The organism is Halobacillus sp. Marseille-P3879, from assembly GCF_900240285.1.
In the GTDB taxonomy this organism is placed as follows: Bacteria; Bacillota; Bacilli; order Bacillales; family Halobacillaceae; genus Halobacillus_A.
Window position 1 is genome coordinate 191,616 of sequence record NZ_OESS01000003.1, and the last position, 20,264, is coordinate 211,879.

General features: G+C 40.5%; 16 protein-coding genes. All 16 read left to right on the forward strand.

The features are described 5' to 3' along the window. Positions 1-196 precede the first annotated feature (196 nt). The gene (locus C1A12_RS15520) at positions 197-1,582 is read left to right on the forward strand and encodes an aspartate aminotransferase family protein (RefSeq protein ID WP_101845243.1); all 1,386 of its coding nucleotides are present in this window, start codon (positions 197-199) and stop codon (positions 1,580-1,582) included. A 19-nt stretch (positions 1,583-1,601) separates the two neighbouring features. Beyond that, positions 1,602-2,462 (forward strand): MurR/RpiR family transcriptional regulator, encoded by an 861-nt coding sequence (locus C1A12_RS15525; RefSeq protein ID WP_101845245.1) that lies wholly within the window; start codon positions 1,602-1,604, stop codon positions 2,460-2,462. 336 nt (positions 2,463-2,798) lie between these two features. Further along, a complete protein-coding gene (locus tag C1A12_RS15530) occupies positions 2,799-3,167 on the forward strand; it encodes a metalloregulator ArsR/SmtB family transcription factor (RefSeq protein WP_101845247.1) in 369 nt (122 codons plus the stop codon). Between the two features lie 24 nt (positions 3,168-3,191). Further along, positions 3,192-5,777 (forward strand): heavy metal translocating P-type ATPase, encoded by a 2,586-nt coding sequence (locus tag C1A12_RS15535; protein WP_101845249.1) that lies wholly within the window; start codon positions 3,192-3,194, stop codon positions 5,775-5,777. A gap of 100 nt (positions 5,778-5,877) precedes the next feature. Next, the gene (locus tag C1A12_RS15540; RefSeq protein ID WP_101845251.1) at positions 5,878-6,690 is read left to right on the forward strand and encodes an AraC family transcriptional regulator; all 813 of its coding nucleotides are present in this window, start codon (positions 5,878-5,880) and stop codon (positions 6,688-6,690) included. A 105-nt stretch (positions 6,691-6,795) separates the two neighbouring features. Beyond that, complete coding sequence (locus C1A12_RS15545; RefSeq protein ID WP_101845253.1) at positions 6,796-7,947, forward strand: Gfo/Idh/MocA family protein; 1,152 nt, start codon at positions 6,796-6,798, stop codon at positions 7,945-7,947. Between the two features lie 14 nt (positions 7,948-7,961). Then, a complete protein-coding gene (locus C1A12_RS15550) occupies positions 7,962-9,146 on the forward strand; it encodes a dihydrodipicolinate synthase family protein (protein WP_101845255.1) in 1,185 nt (394 codons plus the stop codon). Beyond that, a complete protein-coding gene (locus C1A12_RS15555; protein WP_101845256.1) occupies positions 9,143-9,964 on the forward strand; it encodes a sugar phosphate isomerase/epimerase in 822 nt (273 codons plus the stop codon). Before C1A12_RS15550 ends, C1A12_RS15555 begins: the two co-directional genes overlap by 4 nt. An 87-nt stretch (positions 9,965-10,051) precedes the next feature. After that, positions 10,052-11,146, forward strand: a complete 1,095-nt coding sequence (locus C1A12_RS15560) for a Gfo/Idh/MocA family protein (RefSeq protein WP_101845258.1) — start codon at positions 10,052-10,054, stop codon at positions 11,144-11,146. Then, the gene (locus tag C1A12_RS15565) at positions 11,147-12,337 is read left to right on the forward strand and encodes a Gfo/Idh/MocA family protein (RefSeq protein WP_101845260.1); all 1,191 of its coding nucleotides are present in this window, start codon (positions 11,147-11,149) and stop codon (positions 12,335-12,337) included. It abuts the gene before it with no gap. Between the two features lie 288 nt (positions 12,338-12,625). Beyond that, the gene (locus C1A12_RS15570; RefSeq protein ID WP_235001630.1) at positions 12,626-13,699 is read left to right on the forward strand and encodes a TRAP transporter substrate-binding protein; all 1,074 of its coding nucleotides are present in this window, start codon (positions 12,626-12,628) and stop codon (positions 13,697-13,699) included. A gap of 12 nt (positions 13,700-13,711) precedes the next feature. After that, the gene (locus C1A12_RS15575) at positions 13,712-14,221 is read left to right on the forward strand and encodes a TRAP transporter small permease (protein WP_101845264.1); all 510 of its coding nucleotides are present in this window, start codon (positions 13,712-13,714) and stop codon (positions 14,219-14,221) included. Further along, positions 14,212-15,519: a TRAP transporter large permease gene (locus tag C1A12_RS15580; protein WP_101845266.1), complete on the forward strand. Its 1,308-nt coding sequence runs from the start codon at positions 14,212-14,214 to the stop codon at positions 15,517-15,519. The genes C1A12_RS15575 and C1A12_RS15580 overlap by 10 nt, the downstream gene beginning before the upstream one ends. Positions 15,520-15,859: 340 nt before the next feature. Further along, entirely contained in the window at positions 15,860-17,074 is a 1,215-nt protein-coding gene (locus C1A12_RS15585; protein ID WP_101845268.1) for an MFS transporter, read from the forward strand. A gap of 211 nt (positions 17,075-17,285) precedes the next feature. Beyond that, positions 17,286-18,734, forward strand: a complete 1,449-nt coding sequence (locus tag C1A12_RS15590; protein WP_101845270.1) for a CDP-glycerol glycerophosphotransferase family protein — start codon at positions 17,286-17,288, stop codon at positions 18,732-18,734. Between the two features lie 47 nt (positions 18,735-18,781). Beyond that, positions 18,782-20,185 (forward strand): hypothetical protein, encoded by a 1,404-nt coding sequence (locus C1A12_RS15595; protein WP_101845272.1) that lies wholly within the window; start codon positions 18,782-18,784, stop codon positions 20,183-20,185. Positions 20,186-20,264: the final 79 nt, after the last annotated feature.

Here is a 20,264-nt window from a genome sequence, read left to right on the forward strand (position 1 = left end):
TAAGTTGAGCTGTTTTGGAGATCCTTAATTGTCATCGTGCTTTAGTTATTTGATCCTGATCTTTTAAATTCATTAGTTCATTCACACTATTTATTTGACTTGCTATTTACATAAGCCCCCTCCAGCTCTATAATGAAACAAAAATTTCATTAATAATTATATTATGAATTATTTATTTCACAAGGAGCGGTTGATTATGGATAAAGAGGATGGATTAAACCGGGCTATAAAAAAGTACGTGGAGAAAACCCCTGGTTCTAAGGAATTTTTAAGTCAGACTAATGAAGTAATGCCTGGTGGAGTAACGGCAAATATTAAATCATTTGATCCCCATCCTGTTATTATGAAGAAAGGGATGGGTGCTTATTTATATGATGTTGATGGAAACGAATATATTGACTATCTTCTTTCTTATGGTGCGTTAATGCATGGACACGGACATCCGGAGATTAACAAGGCAATCCATACTCAAATTGAAGAAGATGGTACTAGTTTATTTGGCACCCCGCACGCACTTGAAGTAAAAATGGGAAAGAAAATTCAAGCATTATACCCGAGTTTGGAATTGCTCCGCTATACGAACTCAGGTACAGAAGCTACGCTTCTGGCCACTCGTATGGCTTATGCCTACACAGGGAAAAACAAAATAGCTAAGTTTGAAGGGCATTATCATGGTGGGTTTGATCAGGTTCTCCTCAGCGTGAATCCACCGATCGATGAAGTCGGGCTGCAGCATGAACCGAATGCTGTTATTGAATCAAGGGGCGTAGATTCATACCATGAGGAACATACAGTAATTTTGCCATTTAACGATCTGGAGGCAGCAGCTAATATTTTGTCAAAAAGAAGGGATGAAATCGCTGCTGTTGTCCTTGAACCTGTGCAAGGTGGTTTTATCCCTGCTGAACAATCGTTTATGGATGGACTGCGCAAAGTGACCGAAGAATTAGATATCCTGCTTATCTTTGATGAAGTGAAAACGGGGTTTCGGCTGGGGCTTGGCGGGGCTCAGGCCTTCTATAAGATCAATCCGGATATTACGGCGCTTGGTAAAGTGGTTGGCGGCGGGTTCCCGGTAGGAATGGTCGGCGGCAAAAAAGAAATCATGATGGTAAGTTCACCTAAAGCTTCTTCCGATGTGTTCGACTCGAGTCAAAGTTTAAAATCGAGTGCGAAAGATGTACTGTTTCATAGTGGAACTTATAATGGGCATCCAACTATCCTTGCTGCTGGACTGGCAACAATCAACCTTTTAGAAAAGGAGCTCCATAATGTATTCGCGGTAACTAATCAATTAAAAGAAGGGATTAACAAGCTGTTTGCAAAGCGGGGAGTTGCGATGCAGACAATTGGTTTGGGTTCCATCTTTAATGTAGTTATAACTGAGCAAGACAAAATTTTGAACTACCGTCAGCTGCAGCAATCGAATTTTAAAATCAGGAAAGAGATCGATTTTCGGTTGTTGTGTGAGGGAATTTATACCAAACCATTAAACCGTTATAGTCTGTCTACCGTTCATGGTGAAAAGGAAATCAACCGCACCCTGGATGCTTATGATCGGGTATTAATGCAGTTATTTTAACTTAGGAAGGGTTTGAAGGATGGGAAACGTCTACCAAAATATTGCCGGTAAAAAGGCAGCAATGAGCAAGTCCCAGTTAAAGATAGCAGAATATATATTAGAAAACCCAAATGCAGTGTCATTTTTAACAGTTGGTAAACTGGCGAAAGTTACGGGGGTAAGTGAAGCAACGGTTGTAAGGTTTGCAACGTTTCTTGGATATACCGGCTACACTGAATTACAGCAGGAAGTTCAAGCTTCTCTTCAACATCAATTAACCACTTCCGAAAGGCTGAAGATATCTAAGCAGGTCTATGACGAGAAAGAAAAGGGCGTAGACGAAGTTTTTCGTGATGATATGGCAAACATCAAAGCAACAATGGAAGAACTGGACGTAGAGGACTTTCATAAAGCAGTAAATTATATCTTGAACGCTGAAACGATCTATATTTTTGCAAATCGAAGCGCAATGTCGTTAGGTGTATTTCTCCATTATTATTTATCTATGATATTAGATGACGTGAAGCTGCTTCATTCTGTAGAGACTGCCTCTGACTCCCTTTACCATATAAATAAAGACGATGTTTCTATAGGTATCAGCTTTGCCCGTTATACGAAAAGTACAACTGAACTATTTTCCTTTGCACAAGAAAAAGGGGCAAAAACGATTGCCATTACAGACAATTTAGTATCTCCTCTTATTCCGTATGCTGACGTTCCGCTCAAGGCGAGCAGTCAAATGCCAACATTCATTGACTCATTTGCAGCACCCTTGAGTTTGATTAACGCATTAATAACATTTGTCAGCAGGGAAAAGCAAGAAGATATTCACGAGAGGTTAGAGGAATTGGAAGATATTTGGAGGCATTTTGATATTTTCCATTTAAATAAATCGGAATGACCGTGTGCTGAACCATGAAGCCTGTACCCTTCAACCTTGCTGTCCAGGTGTGCAATAAGCTTAAATGAAAACAATCTTCTTTTTTGAATAAGATTAGGGGGATTGATATGAACTAGTAACCCTATAAACGCTCGAATGAACCCTATTGTGATGTCGGCATTACAACAGGGTTCATTTTTTATACACAGTGAACTCTATTCCACAAGTTAAAAATATAGATTCAGTGGAAGACAATTCAACATTCAAGTAATTGTTTGAATAAAAAATTGACATACTTGTAACAGAAGCATACACTATAAACAAATAATCAAATTAATATTTGAATGAGGTGTGATTATGAGCGAAACTTTGAAGAAAACTTCACCTGATACCTGTGATACATTTTGTTACGACGAAGAAATCGTTAATCGAGTGCAGCCGGAAATTGAGAAAGTGGAAGGCGTGGAATTGATTTTTAAAGCTTTATCGGATGCAACACGGATGAAAATTGCATATGCCTTAACGCTTGAGAAAGAACTTTGTGTCTGTGATGTGGCCAATATTATCGGTTCAACAACTGCCACAGCTTCTCATCATTTAAGGTTATTGCGTAACATGAAGTTAGCCAAATACCGCAAAGAAGGAAAACTTGTATTTTATTCTTTGGCTGATGATCATGTTCATCAGTTAGTATCGATTGCTTTACTACACTCAAAAGAGGGTTGATGGGAATAGATAGGAGGGACACCGATGAGTCGCATAGAAAAAGAAGTACAATCAAGTTGTTGTTCAAGTCATGCGGAGCAGGAAGCCGCACAAGGTAATTCCTGCTGCTCTGAAGAAGGGACGAAAGAAGCAACTGTCACTTCAACATGCTGTGAAAGTGATACGAGCGCGAAAGAAGCTTCATCCACTTCAAGGTGCTGCGGTAATGATACAAATACGAAAGAAGAAGAAACCATTTCATCTTGTTGTAGTACGGGAGAAAGTAAAAACGAACAAGTGGATCCAGTGAAGCGTCAGCCAGAAGGGCAAAAAAACATGGAATACAAAATTAATGGAATGGACTGTCCTTCCTGTGCCGCAACCATTGAAAAAGGCCTTCAAAAGACTAAAGGCATTCAGTCGGTGCACGTTAATTATGGTACCGGGAAAATGGCTGTGGGTGCCGATGAGCGATCTGTATATGATGAAATTCCTAAACAGGTTCGCAAATTAGGCTTTGAAGCAGAGCCTTTAGGCAAAAACATGCAGACGTATAAAATCGAAGGCATGGATTGTGGCTCCTGTGCGATGACGATTGAAAAGCATTTAAGTAAAAATCCGAATGTACAAGAGGTTCAGGTGAATTTTTCTACAGGAAAAATGCAAGTGGATCATACGACGAATCAAAACGAAATTATAAAAGAGGTTCAAAGAGCTGGTTTTGACGCTTCCTTAGACTCAATAAATAACCAGAAAGAAGAAACCTCTGATAAAAAGAATAAAGGAATCTCAACCACCACCATATCCGGGATATTTCTGGCTCTTGGTTTCATGGGTTCTTTTACGAACGTAACCCCTGAGTTAATTACGGCCTTATATGCAGCATCGATTCTTATCGGTGGATTTAAACCAGCGAAGAGCGCCTTTTATGCCATTAAAAGCGGTTCCTTAGACATGAATGTGCTTATGGCCTCGGCAGCTATTGGAGCAGCTCTCATTGGAGAATGGTTTGAAGGAGCGATGGTTGTATGGCTTTTCGCCTTAGGGAACACCTTACAAAACAGGTCGATTGAGCGTACCAGAGACTCGATACGAAATTTAATGAACCTGACTCCTTCCGAAGCTACCGTTAAATCGGGGGATCAACTTATCCGGAAACCAGTCGAAGAAGTCGAAATTAATGATATTATTGTTATCAAACCCGGAGAGAAAATGCCGCTTGATGGAGAGGTTTTAGCTGGTGCATCAAGCATTAACCAGGCTCCCATCACCGGAGAATCCTTGCCCGTAGATAAACAGCAGGGAGATACGGTTTATGCAGGTACGGTCAATGAAAGTGGATCTTTAGAAGTTAAGGTTACGAAGTTAGTGGAAGATACAACGATTGCAAAAATCATTCATCTTGTCGAAGAGGCTCAAGGGAAAAGAGCCCCGACCCAGGCATTTGTGGATCGCTTTGCAAGTGTCTACACCCCTATTGTTTTTATTCTTGCTCTTCTTGTCATGGTCGTACCTCCAGTGTTTGGATTCGGATCATGGGGAGAGTGGCTCTATAAAGGTCTTGCATTATTAGTGGTTGCCTGCCCTTGTGCATTGGTTATTTCTACACCAGTGGCGATTGTGTCTGCGATTGGAAATGCAGCTAAAAATGGAGTCCTCATCAAAGGAGGAACTTTCTTAGAGAAGGCTGGGGCCATTCAGGCGATTGCTTTTGATAAGACAGGGACGCTTACAGAAGGTAAACCAAAAGTTGCCGAAGTCATTTCTCTTCAAAACAATAGAGATGAGTTAATTGGAATTACCCGAACCATTGAAGAACATTCAACTCACCCGATCGCTCAAGCCATCACCACTTATGCTGTCGAGCGAAACATCGGTGCCAGGAAAGGTGAAGACTTCAAAGCCATAGCGGGTAAAGGAGCCCAGGCTACAATTAACGGTACGACCTATTTTGCAGGAAATCCTAAATTGTTTAAAGACATGGAAGTTCCTCTTCATGAAGTTGAAGAACGTATTGATTCATTACAAAAAAACGGAAACACGCTTGTAGTGATAGGTACTCGAACCGAGGTTCTAGGTCTTATAGCTGTTGCGGATACCATCCGTGACATCACGGTCCAATCCATTCAAAAGCTCAAGCAAGTTGGAATGGATGAAATGGTCATGTTGACGGGGGATAATGAAGGAACAGCGAAAAAAATTGCAAATGAAACAGGTGTCGACCGCTACTTTGCTGAATTGTTACCTGAAGACAAAGTGACTGCTGTGAAGAAATTACAGGATGAAGGTAAGCGTGTGGCTATGGTAGGGGATGGAATTAATGATGCCCCGGCTCTTGCGACAGCGGATCTTGGAATCGCCATGGGTGGTGCGGGAACGGATACAGCCATGGAAACCGCCGATATTGTACTCATGGCGGATAATTTGGAAAAACTTCCGCATACGATCCGTTTGAGCCGAAGAGCCTTAAACGTTATTAAACAGAATGTCTGGTTTTCTCTGCTTACGAAACTGGCAGCGTTGATTTTGATTTTCCCAGGATTTTTAACCTTATGGATGGCTGTGTTAAGTGACACGGGTGCTGCTCTGTTGGTCATTCTTAACAGTATGAGATTGCTAAGACAGAAATAATCAACACAGAAAGATACCCCTCTTTTAAGAGGTGGTATCTTTTATTAAATTTGTATATAAAAGCAAAGTAATCATAATTCTAATCGTTGGGAGAGAGAATATGAGTGGACAAAAAGAAAACAATCGGTCAGCTATTATCTCGTTATATGAAAGCCAACATAACGAAAAAGATATGGTGAATTCTCACTTTCATCATACCCATCAGATTTTATACACCTTGGAAGGAGAAGGGACATGTATACTCAGTGAGCAGCAGCACGAAATAGCGAGGGATAATTATATTATTATTCCACCTTTAACTGAGCACTCGATTATGGCTAAGTCGAAAATGACTATTTTAGTGCTTGAATTTGATACCGGAGTATTAAGTGATGATGTCCAGCGGCAATTGATACCGACCGTTTTCCAAAAAGCACGTGTACAGAAATTAAGTACATTTGACAGCAGTGAACTTCGTCAGCTTCTTCGGAAAATGTTATATGAACAATCACATGGCGACCGTTTCTGGGAAATGGCATTAAAAGTGTATATGACAGAACTACTTTTTACAATTGCCCGTTCCTATCAAGAAACACCGCAGGCAGATACCAATACTCTCCGAGTAGAACGGCTGCGGCATTATATTGACACACGTTATTTTGATATCAAAAATGCAGAAGATATTGCCAACCGCATGGGGATGAGCAAGAGGTATATGCAAAGTATCTTCAAAGAGTATAACGATATCACCCCAATGCAGTATTTAACGGAAGTGCGTTTGGGTTTAGTCAAACAGCTGCTAGTTGAAACTGAGAAGGATATTGTGTCGATTTGCTTTGAAGTTGGCTTTGAATCCCTTTCTACTTTTTATCGTTTATTTAAGAAACATATCGGCGTCCCACCTAACATGTATCGAAAAACCCAAAGAGGGTGAGGGTACATTATTGATTTCCGAAACTGAGAATATGGTTCCTCTTTTAATAAGACAGCGCTTGTTGACAGCGTTTACACTGTTGGTAATCAATAGAGGAGGGATCAAATGGGTACACGTACGATTGGAATAATTATGAATGGTGTGACTGGACGTATGGGGACCAGGCAGCACTTAATTCGATCTATAGTTGCTATTCGAGAACAGGGAGGGGTTGACCTTGGAAATGGAGAATTTCTCATGCCGGACCCTATCCTTGTAGGACGTAATGAAGATAAATTAAAGTCACTTTCGGAGAAATATTCTATTGAACGCTGGACTACGAATCTATCAGAAGCTTTATCCGATGGGAACAATGTGATTTACTTTGATTCTCAAACCACCTCAAGACGAGAAAAAGCAATTAAACAGGCTATTGAGGCAGGCAAACATATTTATTGTGAAAAACCAACTTCGACATCTTTAGAAGGCGCTCTTGAACTTGCGAAGCTAGCTAAGGAAGCTGGAGTGAAAAATGGTGTGGTACAAGATAAATTATTTTTGCCGGGCGTTATGAAGTTGAAAAGATTATTGGATGCCGGTTTCTTTGGAGATATTTTGTCGGTACGGATGGAGTTTGGTTATTGGGTATTTGAGGGAGATTGGCAAGAGGGCCAGCGTCCTTCTTGGAATTACAAGAAAGAAGAAGGAGGGGGGATTATTGTAGATATGTTCCCTCACTGGCGGTATGTTTTAGATTATCTTTTTGGTTCTGTACAAGCGTTATCGGCCGTAGCGGCTACTCATATTCCAGAACGTGTAGATGAAGAAGGACAGACCTATAAGGCGACAGCCGATGATGCAGCTTATGCAATTCTTGAACTAGAAAATGGAGTAATCGCCAGTGTGAATTCTTCCTGGACTGTTCGTGTTAATCGTGATGATCTATTAACCATTCAGGTAGATGGGACAGAAGGAAGTGCCGTCGCTGGACTTAGAGACTGCAAGACTCAGCATAAGGTCAACACACCTAAACCTGTTTGGAATCCTGACTTAGAAAATACAATTGATTTTGAAGACCAGTGGGAGAAAGTCCCTGATAATCAAGTATTTGAAAATGCTTTTAAAATTCAATGGGAAATGTTCTTAAAGCACATCGACCAAGGGGAGAATTTTCCGTGGGATTTACTAGAAGGAGCTAAGGGGATGCAGTTAGCTGAGCTTGGATTGAAATCTTCTGAAAAACGCTGCTGGCTTGAAGTGCCGAGCTTGGAAGTGTAAAGGAGACTATGGATATGAATCATTCTATTTATCTACCCAAACAAGATGGAACGACTTATCACTATCAACTAACTCAAACAGAGGCATTGCCCCAACCTTCTAAAAGTACTTTCAAGTCAAGAGTAGCCTATTCTGCAGCTCATGTAGTGACAAATCCATTTGGCAGCAGCGATCCTGTTAAAGAACCAGCCATTGATTGGGAACAAACAATGAAATATCGTCATTATCTTTGGTCACTAGGCATGTCGGTAGCTGAAGCCATGGATACAGCGCAGCGGGGGATGGGGTTACAATGGTCTCATGCTAAGGAGCTCATTACCCGTTCAGTGCAAGAAGCAAAAAGCGTCGGGGGAAATATTGCCAGCGGTGCTGGGACAGACCATCTGACTCCGGATCCACAAATGACGATAGAGGAAGTTGTTAATGCTTATGAGGAACAAGTGTCCTACATAGAGGCAGCCGGAAGTAAAGTCATATTAATGGCTAGCCGGGCATTGGCTTCCTGCGCCCGGTCAGCAGAAGATTATGAATACGTATACGGCAGAATTTTAGATCAAGTTTCTCAGCCTGTAATTCTCCATTGGTTAGGCGAAATGTTCGATCCTAATCTATCAGGCTATTGGGGAAATGAGGATATAGACGAAGCGATGGAGGTTTTACTTCGTATTATTGAAAGACATGCAGATAAAATTGAAGGAATTAAAATCTCATTATTAGACGATCAAAAGGAAATAAAAATGCGAAGACGCCTCCCGCAAAGTGTAAAGATGTACACGGGGGACGACTTCAATTACCCATCTTTAATCGAAGGAGATGAGCAAGGGTATAGTCATGCCTTGTTAGGCATTTTTGATCCGATCGCACCGGCTGCAGCCTCTGCTATGCAGGACTTGGATCATGGTGACATTCAAAAATTCAGAGACAAACTTGATCGCACGGTTCCGCTCGCCCGCCACATCTTTCAAAAGCCTACGTACGCCTACAAAACGGGTGTTGTGTTTTTAGCTTATTTAAATGGTCATCAGCCCCATTTTCGAATGATAGCTGGTGCAGAAAGCGCCCGTTCGATTTTACACTTCGCAAAGCTTTTTGAGCTTGCAGATCAGGCTCAAGTTTTGAAAGACCCTGCACGGGCAGTCGAAAAGATGAAACCAGTTCTTCAATTAGCCGGGGTTCATCAGAGCGAGGTGATTAAATGAGCGAGAAGGTAGATCTTAACCGGTTAAGCTTGAATCAAATAACAACCGAAAACTGGTCATTAAAAGAATCCATTGATGGCTGTGTTCGCAACGAAATTCCAACGATATCTGTATGGCGTCATAAACTTGCTGAAGCTGGTTTAAAGGAAAGTAAAAGAATGATCCAGTCTGCAGGCCTTAGCGTTTCAAGTCTCTGCCGCGGTGGAATGTTTCCAGCTCCAACAGAATTAGAGCGCAGGAAACGGATTGATGATAATAAAAAAGCGATCGAGGAAGCTGCTGAATTAGGCACGGATGTACTTGTTTTAGTATGTGGTCCAGCTCCCAATAAAAATTTATCTGAAAGCCGTAAATGGGTCCAAGCTGGAATTGAGTCTATTATTCCTTTTGCTAAGCAGCACAGTGTGAAACTGGGTATTGAACCGTTACACCCTATGTATGCGGCTGACAGGTCAGTCATTACGACACTTGGAGAAGCCAATGTGATGCAAAAGTCGTTGGGCTCCTCTCAGGTTGGGGTCATCGTCGATGTTTTTCACGTATGGTGGGACTCGTTTTTATATGAAGAAATTGAACGTGCAAACGGGGCAATATTAGGATTTCATGTGTCTGACTGGAAGGTGCCGCTCCCTGATATCTTTAAAGGCCGCTCGATGATGGGAGAGGGAGTAATTGATATTCCCCGTATTCGACAGGCTGTAGAAGAAAACGGGTATCACGGTCCGATTGAAGTGGAAATTATTAATCAAGACATATGGGACATGCCTGGGGACGAGACATTGCAATGGATGAAAAAGAGTTTTGTTGAACACGTGTAAATTGTCTTAGAACGGGGCGTCATTTGCTCCGTTCTCTTTCATTATAAAGAGTGAGTGAATTAAAGGAGAAGGAGGGAGTCCATCGTCATGAGTTTCGTTAAATCTACGCAGCATACAAATTTTGAACCGGAACATCACCAGGAAGTCCCCGTAAAAGAAGGGGAGGTTTATATTGCAGTTTCTTGTTTAGAACACGGCCATATTTACAGTATGTGCCAGGGGATGAAGGAGGCGGGGGCTCTGATTCGCTGGGTATGGGACAAAGACCCCGAGAAGATAAGAGATTTTCAAAATGTCTTTCCAGAGGCAAAACGAGCTACCTCTTTTCAGCAAATTTTAGAAGATGAAACCGTCCATATGGTTGCTTGTGCAGCGATTCCTTCCGAACGGTGCGATACAGGGTTACAAGTGCTTGATGCTGGAAAACATTTTTTTTCAGCTAAAGCCCCTTTTACAACGATTGATCAATTAAGAGCAGCTGAACACAAAGTTAAACAAACAGGTCTTCGCTGGGCTGTATTTTACAGTGAGAGACTTCAAGTAGAATGTGCCGGTTTTGCGGAACAATTAATCCAAAAGGGAGCAATTGGAGAGGTGGTTCAAGTCATGGGATTAGGTCCACACCGGTTGAAAATTAATAATCGTCCTGAATGGTTTTTCTGGAAAGACACGTATGGCGGTATTATATGTGACATCGGAAGCCATCAAATCGAGCAGTTTCTATGGTTTGCAGGAGCTGAGGACGCTGAAGTATTAAGCAGTACGACTCGAAATCATGATCACTCTGAGTACCCTGAATTTGAAAGTTACGGGGACGCCCACTTAAGAGCAGATAATGGAGTTACCCATTACTTTCGAGTCGATTGGTTTACCCCTGATGGGCTGAGCAACTGGGGAGAGGGACGGACCATTATTCTTGGTACGGAGGGATACATTGAACTACGAAAGTACGTTGATATTCCTGATTCAGAAGGTGAGCGCTTATACCTGGTCAACCACGGAGGGGAAAGAAAATACAATGTAAGTGGAAAGGTTGGGTATCCATATTTTTATCGCTTAGCACACGATATTATTGAAGGTACAGATACTGCTATGCCACAAGAACATGTGTTCAAAGCAGCTGAGCTTTGTTTATTAGCCCAGCAAGAAGCCGATCAATTAATGGCGAGGAGAGTGGATTGAATGAAAACCACATGCAGCATTGTCCTAATTGGAATAGCGGGGTATGGTGAAAAATATCTAGAAGCTCTTCAAGACCAAGGTAGACTTTCCTGGGTAAAAGGCGTGGTTGATATTCGCCCAGAACAAAGTAGTTACTTTAAAACAATTATGGAAAAAGATATCCCTGTCTATTCGTCACTCGAAGATTTTTATCGAGCAGAAACGGCAGACCTGGCCGTTATTTCTACACCGATTCATTTACATGCACAACAGGCGGTTATAGCGATGGAAAATGGAAGCCACGTTCTCTGCGAGAAGCCAATGGCCGGCTCTTTGGAGGAAGCAGAACAAATGCGTAAAGTCCGGGATCGTACGAAACGGTTTTTAGCCGTGGGCTTCAACTGGTCATTTAGCAGATCGGTACAAAAGTTGAAGAAAGATGTCCAGGAAGGTTTATTTGGTCAGCCTATTTGTGCTCGGACACTTGTTCTATGGCCGAGGGGAGAGGATTATTATCAACGTTCAAGCTGGGCGGGTAAATTACGTGGCCCCAATGGGGAGCCAATTTTTGATAGCATTGCCAATAATGCAGCTTCTCACTTTCTTCACCATTTATTTTATGTATTAGGAGAAAAGGAAGAGCAAAGTGCTAAAATACAATCATTAAACGTAGAGCTGTATTGTGCAAATTCTATCGAAACATTTGACACCTGTGCAGTAATGGCCAGAACTGAAGCAGATGTTGAACTTTTATATTTGGCCTCTCACGCTATTAATCAGGAAAGTGGACCTGAATTTGAGCTGGAATTTGAAAAAGCCATCATTCGCTACAGTAATGGAGGGAACATAAAAGCTACCTGGGAGGATGGGAAAGAAAAGAGTTACGGGGACCCGGAGTTTGAACATATGCATAAGCTGGAGGTTTGCATACAGGCAGTATTAGATGGTTCAAGAAATATTCCCTGTGGAATAGAGGCCTCCTTTTCTCACTTGATAGCCATTAAAAGTATCCATAAAGCAGTGCCGGAAGTACCTGCTTTTCCAATAGAATATGTAAAGAGAAGTATTGAACCAACGATTACATACGTACCTGGTTTATCCGAGACGCTGAGAAAATGTTACAAAGAGAAAAAAATGCCAAGCGAAATAGACCCGCCCTGGGCCCAACCAGGAAAAAACGTTAATATTTCTGCTGACACCTATCCCTATTAGTGTGATAAATGCCCCTTATTCTCGAAAGGGGTTTTTTATTTGTTGTAAATCCCTCAATCAAATAGCGGCATTGGTCGGAAATGAATTCTCATGCCTGTTTATAACTATTGAAAAACGAACGATTCCGCTTTATTAAAATGTAAAGCACGCAAGTAAGGAGCAAAGCGTCTCTCTTATTTCTGAAAATGAGAAAAATTTTCTCATTCTAATAAGACATTAAAATTGAAAGCGCTTAACATAGTTAGTGAAGACAAGCTATGTAAAGCTTTAAGAATAAGAAGGGTTTCAATGCAACTATTAATGAATTCATTTGAAAGGGGTTACATGATGGGGAGAAGGCAGTTATTAAAAAGTAATTCAGCTGTGTGGGCTTTAATCGTTCTAGTACTGTTGGGGGCGTGCAGTGCAGAAAACGTTTCCTCTACAAGTAGTGAAGTATCCGCTAATGAAACACAGACTCTGACACTGGCCCATATTCACAATGATGCGAGTCCTGTTTATCAGAGTCTGGAGGAATTTGCAGATAAGGTAGAGGAAAAAACGGATGGAAGTGTAAAAATCAAAATCTATGGTGAAGGTGTCCTGGGGGGTGAAACCAAAGTCATGGAGCTGGTACAAAACGGAGTGATTGATATGACAAAGGTAAATGGTGGAGTAGTGTCAAATTTTGATGAAAAATTCTCTGTATTTACGCTTCCTTACGTTTTTCAAAACAGTGCCCATTTCCGGGAGTTTATGAACACTGATACCGTTAGAGATATGTATAAAGGGCTTGAAGAAGCTCAACTGCGAGGAATTACGTATTATGATGCAGGGGCACGCAGTTTTTACACGGCAGATAAAAAAATAGAAACGCCTGAAGATCTAAAAGGACTTAAGATTCGGGTGATGAACGATGTTACGTCGATTGAAACAATGGAAAAGCTTGGGGCCACACCAACTCCTATGGCAGCAACAGAAGTGTATACGAGTTTACAGCAAGGGATCATTGATGGGGCTGAAAGTAGCCCGATTGCTTTAACCGATGCCAATCACGGGGAGGTTGCTAAACAATTTTCAATTGATGAGCATACAAGAATCCCGGACTTTTTGATTATGAGCGATGATTCTTGGGACAAGTTAAGCGAGCCCGAACAACAGGCGTTGATAGAAGCGGGGCAGGAAACCACGAAAGATCATAACGAGCGGTGGGATGAGATGATTGCAGAAAGTAAAGAACAAGCTAAAGAAGAAATGGGAGTAGAGTTTCATGAACTAGATCAAACCCCATTTCGCAAAAAAGTAGAGCCGTTGATTGAAGAACGTCGAGAAAGCAATCCTGAATTAGATCGGATTCTTGAAGACATTGAGTTAAAAGAATAGGAGGTTTCTGTCTTGTATAAATTTAAGCGTTGGGTGGATTTAGTTCTCTTAACTGTAGCCAGTCTTCTAATATTGTTTTTGTTTACAGGAGCTATTTGGCAGGTATTCACACGTTTTGTACTTAAGGATCCAAGTATTATGACTCAGGAAGTGCTGAGGTTTTCTTTAATATGGATCGCTTTAATTGGAGCTACTTATGCTTTTGGTCAGAATGAGCATTTAGCTCTCACTTTTCTTAAGGATAAGCTGAAAGGGTCAGTCCATAAAGGTTTGCAGTGGTTCATTAATTTTTTAGTTATAGCATTTGCTTTATTTGTTTTAGTTATTGGAGGATTCAAAATTGCTGCCGCTACTATGGCGGAACTGTCTCCTATAATGGGTGTGCCCATGGGGTTGATCTACGGTATTCTGCCTGTATGCGGAGTAATTGTGGTTTATTATCAAATTGTGAATATGACTCTACGTAATGGAATAGAGCATCAAGATCTTCCAAATGAAGGAGGAGAACACGAATGGATTTAACCGTTTGGACAGGCATAGTGCTATTTGGATTGTTTTTCTTATTTCTTTTTATAGGAGTACCCATTTCTGTAAGCATTGCTATTGCCGCTTTTGCAGCCGTGTTAATTGTTCTGCCAATGACACCTTCTCTTTTAGTTATCTCCCAGCAATTGATTACAGGAGTGGATAGTACGGTTTTACTTGCACTTGTCTTTTTTATGCTTGCTGGCAGTATTATGAACAACGGAGGTATTGCAGAGCGACTGATTAATTTAGCGAAGCTGATTGGCGGGCGCATGGCTGGTTCATTAGCCCATACGAACATTATCGGTAATACCCTGTTTGGGGCGATCTCTGGTTCAGCGATTGCCGCATCGGCTACAATGGGACGTATAATGCATCCACAGGAAACTAAAGAAGGTTATGCACCTTCATATTCTGCAGCGGTTAATATTGCTTCGGCTCCTACGGGACTGATTATCCCCCCTAGTGGAATTCCGATCATTTTTTCGTTGCTAAGTGGAGGAACATCCATCGGCGCTCTATTTATTGCGGGGTATTTGCCAGGTATTTTAATGATCATTTTGTTAATGGTAGTAGCTTATATTCTCGCCAAACGTGCGAATTACCCTGTATCAGGTAAAACAAGTGGATCGGAAGCAGTCAGAGTAGTATTACAGTCGATCCCAAGTTTATTATTAATCGTTGTTGTTATCGGAGGGATTGCCAGCGGAATTTTTACAGCAACGGAGGGAGCGGCAGTAGCCGTTTTGTATGCAGGTATCCTAAGTTTGTTCTACCGCCAGTTAAAGCTGCCCGATGTTCCGAAGATTCTCAAAGAAACAGTTATTTATTCAGGGATTATCTTACTGTTAATCGGCACCTCCACAGCTATGTCATGGGTACTCGCCTATGCAGGCATACCTCAAGCGATCTCAGAAGCGATGCTTTCCATCACCGATAATGTACCTATGCTTCTATTAATAATGCTCTTTATACTATTAATTGTAGGTACTTTTATGGATGTGGCCCCGGCCTTGTTAATCTTTACGCCTATTCTATTTCCAGTTGCGATGCAAATGGGGATGGACCCTGTTCATTTTGGGACAATTATGGCTATGGCCCTTGCCATTGGTGTCACCACGCCGCCAATCGGAACCGTCCTATTCATTGGAAGCAGTGTCAGCGGTGTCAGTATTGAAAAAGTGATTCCAAAGCTGCTAATCTTTTACGTTCCGTTAGTCATAGCTTTAGTATTGGTGACATTTATCCCGGAGATCAGTTTGTTTCTCCCGAGGCTATTTGGTTTGGTAGAGTAAACTGAAATAGTACTGAACTTAGTAAAAACAGGACCCGCTGGTGGTCCTGTTTTTTTGCCTGTACTTGTCAGCCAAAAAATTCAGGGATCAAGCCATTCGGAGGTTGTCAGCCTTTAATCAAATGACCCTGGAGAGTAATTTTACAGCAATATTTTTCCTTGAAGACATAGGCAGCTTTCTGATAAGGGCCTAGTGTTAACCATCTCTCCCTTGATCGACTGCCATTTGAAAGAAATTCTTTCCTAAAATGAGAATGCAAGTGAAGGATTAGGAAGATATGTAGCTGAAAATTTTTTAACATAGTCTACAAGTCTTAAAACTTATATAGGAGAGAATTAATATGGAGCATGTTAAAAAGCGTCAAGCTTTGAGTGAAATTCCGATCCACTATAAACAAACTTTATTATTTGCAGGCATTGTTATTGTTGCAGCAAACCTTAGACCCGCTCTTACTTCAGTCGGCCCACTGATCCCTCTTATTCAAGGAGATATTGGTTTAAGCCAACTGGCAGCCGGTTCTTTAACAACACTCTCTTTACTTACTTTTGCTTTTATCTCTCCATTGGTACCTAATATAGCGGGGAGGAACGGGCAGCAGTACACTCTGCTGATTGGTCTGGGTGTTCTGTTTACCGGTATAGTGATTCGTTATTTCCCCCATGTGACCTTCTTATTGACCGGCAGTCTATTCATTGGGGCAGGAATAGCTATTTTAAATGTCATGTTGCCTGGAATCATTAAGGAGTCCTTTCCGTATAAAATTGGACGGATGACTAGTATCTATACAACGAGTATGGTATTGACTGCTTCTTTAGGTTCAGGTATTTCTATTCCTTTAGCTCAAGGAGCAAGTTGGGGATGGCAAATGGCTCTGTTTATTTGGGTTATCCCTGTAATCCTAGCTGCTTATTGCTGGTTTTTAATCGCTGGTCATCAAGAGGCTCGACTCAATAGGCAAACGAAGACTGTAAATAAAGGAAGCTGCGTCTATCGTTCACCTCTTGCCTGGCAGGTAACCATGTTCATGGGCTTACAATCGATCGGATACTATGTAACCATTACTTGGCTGCCGGAAATATTAAATCAATTAGGAAACCTTTCTTTATCCTATGCGGGATGGATGGTAGGACTTATGCAGGCAGCTAGTTTACCGGCAGCTTTTGCTGTACCCATAATGGCTGGGAAATTTAGAAACCAACGTGGGATAATTCTTATCATCGGTGCAATCGCTGTTAGTGGATTAATCCTATTATTACTAAGTTCGTCAAAATGGTTCTTAATAGTAGCTGTGGTTTTGATTGGTCTTGGTCAAGGAGGGAGTATCAGCCTGTCTTTAGCCTTGCTTAGCATGCGTGCCTCTACCTCACAACAGGCGGCAAATCTGTCAGGAATGGCTCAGTTTGTTGGATATTTCTTTGCAGCAATCGGACCTTTTCTGGGAGGAGTATTATACGATGTTACAGGCGGATGGTTACTAACAATTTGTATGTTGGTGGTCGTTTCCCTGGCCCAGGTTGCTGTAGGAATGGGGGCTGGAAGGGACCAGAGGGTATAATTGGAGACAATCTTTTGTTTCTCATGCATTTTTTAATTCTTAAATTCGTGGGGGACATTAAATGGGTATTGTATACACAATAATTCTCCACCTGAGACGGCCTCGATTAATAAAGTAATAGTAGAAAACTAGGTGACTTGCTAAACAAATCTAGTAATAAAGAATATATATAGGTATAAGGTTTTTAAGGATAAAGGACGGGAGGAAAAAGATGAATACATTTGAACGAAATATCTGGTCCTTGTACTATGAGTTTTTAGAGACTTTCAAAGTTTTAAAGTATAAAGGTTTTTCTATTCCCTACTTGTGCCATTTTCGTAGCCTTATTAGGAATAATAATAATGTTTACAATAACCTGTCATCAGAAGATTTTATAAAATCTTTAACTCATGAAGTAAAAGATAAACAGTCTTTTCAAGAGCTCTTTAATGCGTATAAACGCACGCATGTAAATAAAAGTAAAAGCAAATTACCTAAAAAATCAAACCATCCTGAAAAAAAGGTTGTTTTGTATGATGCAGCGAAGTTGCTCCGATTTCCAAAAGATACTATAAACAAATACTTTAAACCATCCGAAACCATTGCATTGTATGATTTCAAGCCGAAAAACAAAAAACGTAAAGTGATGAAAGGTATTCCAATAGAAGGGGTTCCTAAGCATTATTTAAATCAGTATAGGGCGAAGGTAAATTCAAATATCCAAATATTAAAGAGAAAAGCAGCAGAAATTATATCCACCTTCAGTAATCACCCGATGTTCAACCATAAAAAATTTAAGCCATATTTTGATAAGCAGATAGAGGGGATTGTTCATCGTATAGAGGAAGCTGGTAGATATTTTAGCAGAAACCCGGTTTCTTGTATTGTTTTTTCTTCTACCCACTATTATCAAAGCCGAACAATCGCGATGGTAGCAGCAGAAGTAGGAATTCCCACCATCTGTATGCAGCATGGAATTATTGCTAATGAGATTGGATATATTCCTCAAATAGCAGACGTAGAGGCGGTGTATGGTGACTTTGAAGCTGAGTGGTTTAAGCAACTAGGTATCTCTAAAAAATCTATAGAAGTTATCGGCCACCCTAGATTCGATACCATTCATAAAAAGCCTGCTGTATCAAAAAGGGCGTTAGAAAAACAGTTAGGCTTAAAACCCGGTAAGAAAATGATAGTAATGATAGTCAGGAACGATCAACAAATTAAAAAATGGCGCGAATTTATTAAAGCTCTTGGTAATAAGAGAGATTATAATATTGTGGTGAGAGATTATCCACGCTTGACTCCGCACCCGTTGACTACAAAGTACCCTTATCTTTACCCATCAAAAGATATCCAATTATATGATTTGATTCATCACAGTGATTTAGTGGTTACTTATTTATCCACTGTAGGACTGGAGGCCATGATAGCTGGAAAACCAGTATTTATCTTATCGACTCCTTTTCCAAATTACACCGGTTACTACGATTATCTGGGTGAATTGACGCAAACAGACCCTGTAAAAGTCTCTAAATTAATCAATAAATATTTCAGCGACACTAATATGAAAAAACTAGTTAATAAGAGAAGAAAGCGATTTTTAGCACGAGCATATCCAGCTGTTAAACCTTCTGGTCAAAGACTCGTAAATTTAATTAAGCGGTTGTCTAATAGGAAATAGGTGTTTAGTGGTGATAAGTATGAATTCACTGGAGGTAATAAATAGTAATGAATAATTTTGAACGTAATTACTGGGCCTCATACTGTGATTTTATTGATAAGTTTGGCTCATTATCGTATTTAGGTATTTCGATTCCTATAGTAAGTCCCTATTATGTGCTTATTCATGAAAATGCTATTAATAAACTGACCAGCAAATCTTTTAACAAATTTATAAGCACAAATATAAAACAGGAGAAAGGTATTCAATCCCACTTAGAGCAACGCCTTTCTCCTTATAAGAAGAAAATAAATAAGCGAAAAGGAAAAATAGTATTGTATGATACCGCTCTAAGAATCCCTGACCACATGCTGCAGGAGAATTTTTCACCATCGGAAACTATGATCCTTTTACAAAACACAACTCCAGCTGAGAATGCTCATTCAATCCCAGCTGCCCCTTTATTACAATTCTCAAATGTTGAGACGAAAGCGATTGATGCATTGCAGGAAAAAACAATTAAATGTTTAAATAAAGCAAAGTTTCATCCGATATATCGTGACGAAAAGTTTAGGAAAAGACTGATTAATCTTATTCCCAAAATTATGAGACAAATCTCTGCAGCTGTAAATTTTTTTGAAGTGACACCTGTTTCCTGCTTAGTATTAGGTACTACAAACAGTAGTGATACAAGAATTCTGGCCTTAGCAGCAGCTTTAAAAGGAATACCGACGATCTGTTTGCAGCATGGGGTTCCAATGCTTGAATTTGGATACCTTCCTAAGGTGGCAACATACTTATCTGTATATGGGAAGTATGATATAGAATGGTATGCTAAAAAAGGTGTACCCTTAGCCATGTTAAAAGACATAGGGCACCCCAGGTTTGACGAACTTTCCAGTAAGAATTTAATGGATAAAAAAACATTTCATTCCCATTTCAAATTAGATCCTAAAAGAAAAACGGTACTAGTGGTTATTCACTATGAAGAAACAGAAGTACCCCATGCCATAATTGCTCAGCTGAGGAAACAAGGAACAGTCAATATCATTGTCAAACCACGAAACGGCAAACAAAGAAGATCGGAAAAAACCGTTTTACTTCAAAAGGCGTTCCCTGATATAAGTTTTGCAGAGGACATGGATTTATACGATTTACTTCATAATGTAGACGCAGTCGTAAGCTATGAATCAACCATTGTGTTAGAAGCCTTGTTAGCGAATAAACCTGTTTTTATTTGGAAGTTAAAAAGTTTGATCCCAAGTTCAACGAATTATTATGGGCGACTAAATGACTATATCTTTAATAATCCCAATAGACTAGTCAAACATTTAACAACAACTTTAGAAGGTAATGGGGACATGGATAAATGGGAAAAGAATAAAAATGACTTTCTGGCTTATAAGTATTCTCCTCCATTGGGGACGTCTATTAATAAACTGAAAGCTTTAATACAATCCCTTACAATCTGAAGACTTGTCCCTTCATTTATCATAAAGCTGCCAAACCAGAGAGGCGATTTTCTATACAGAGAAATCGTCTCTTTTTGTT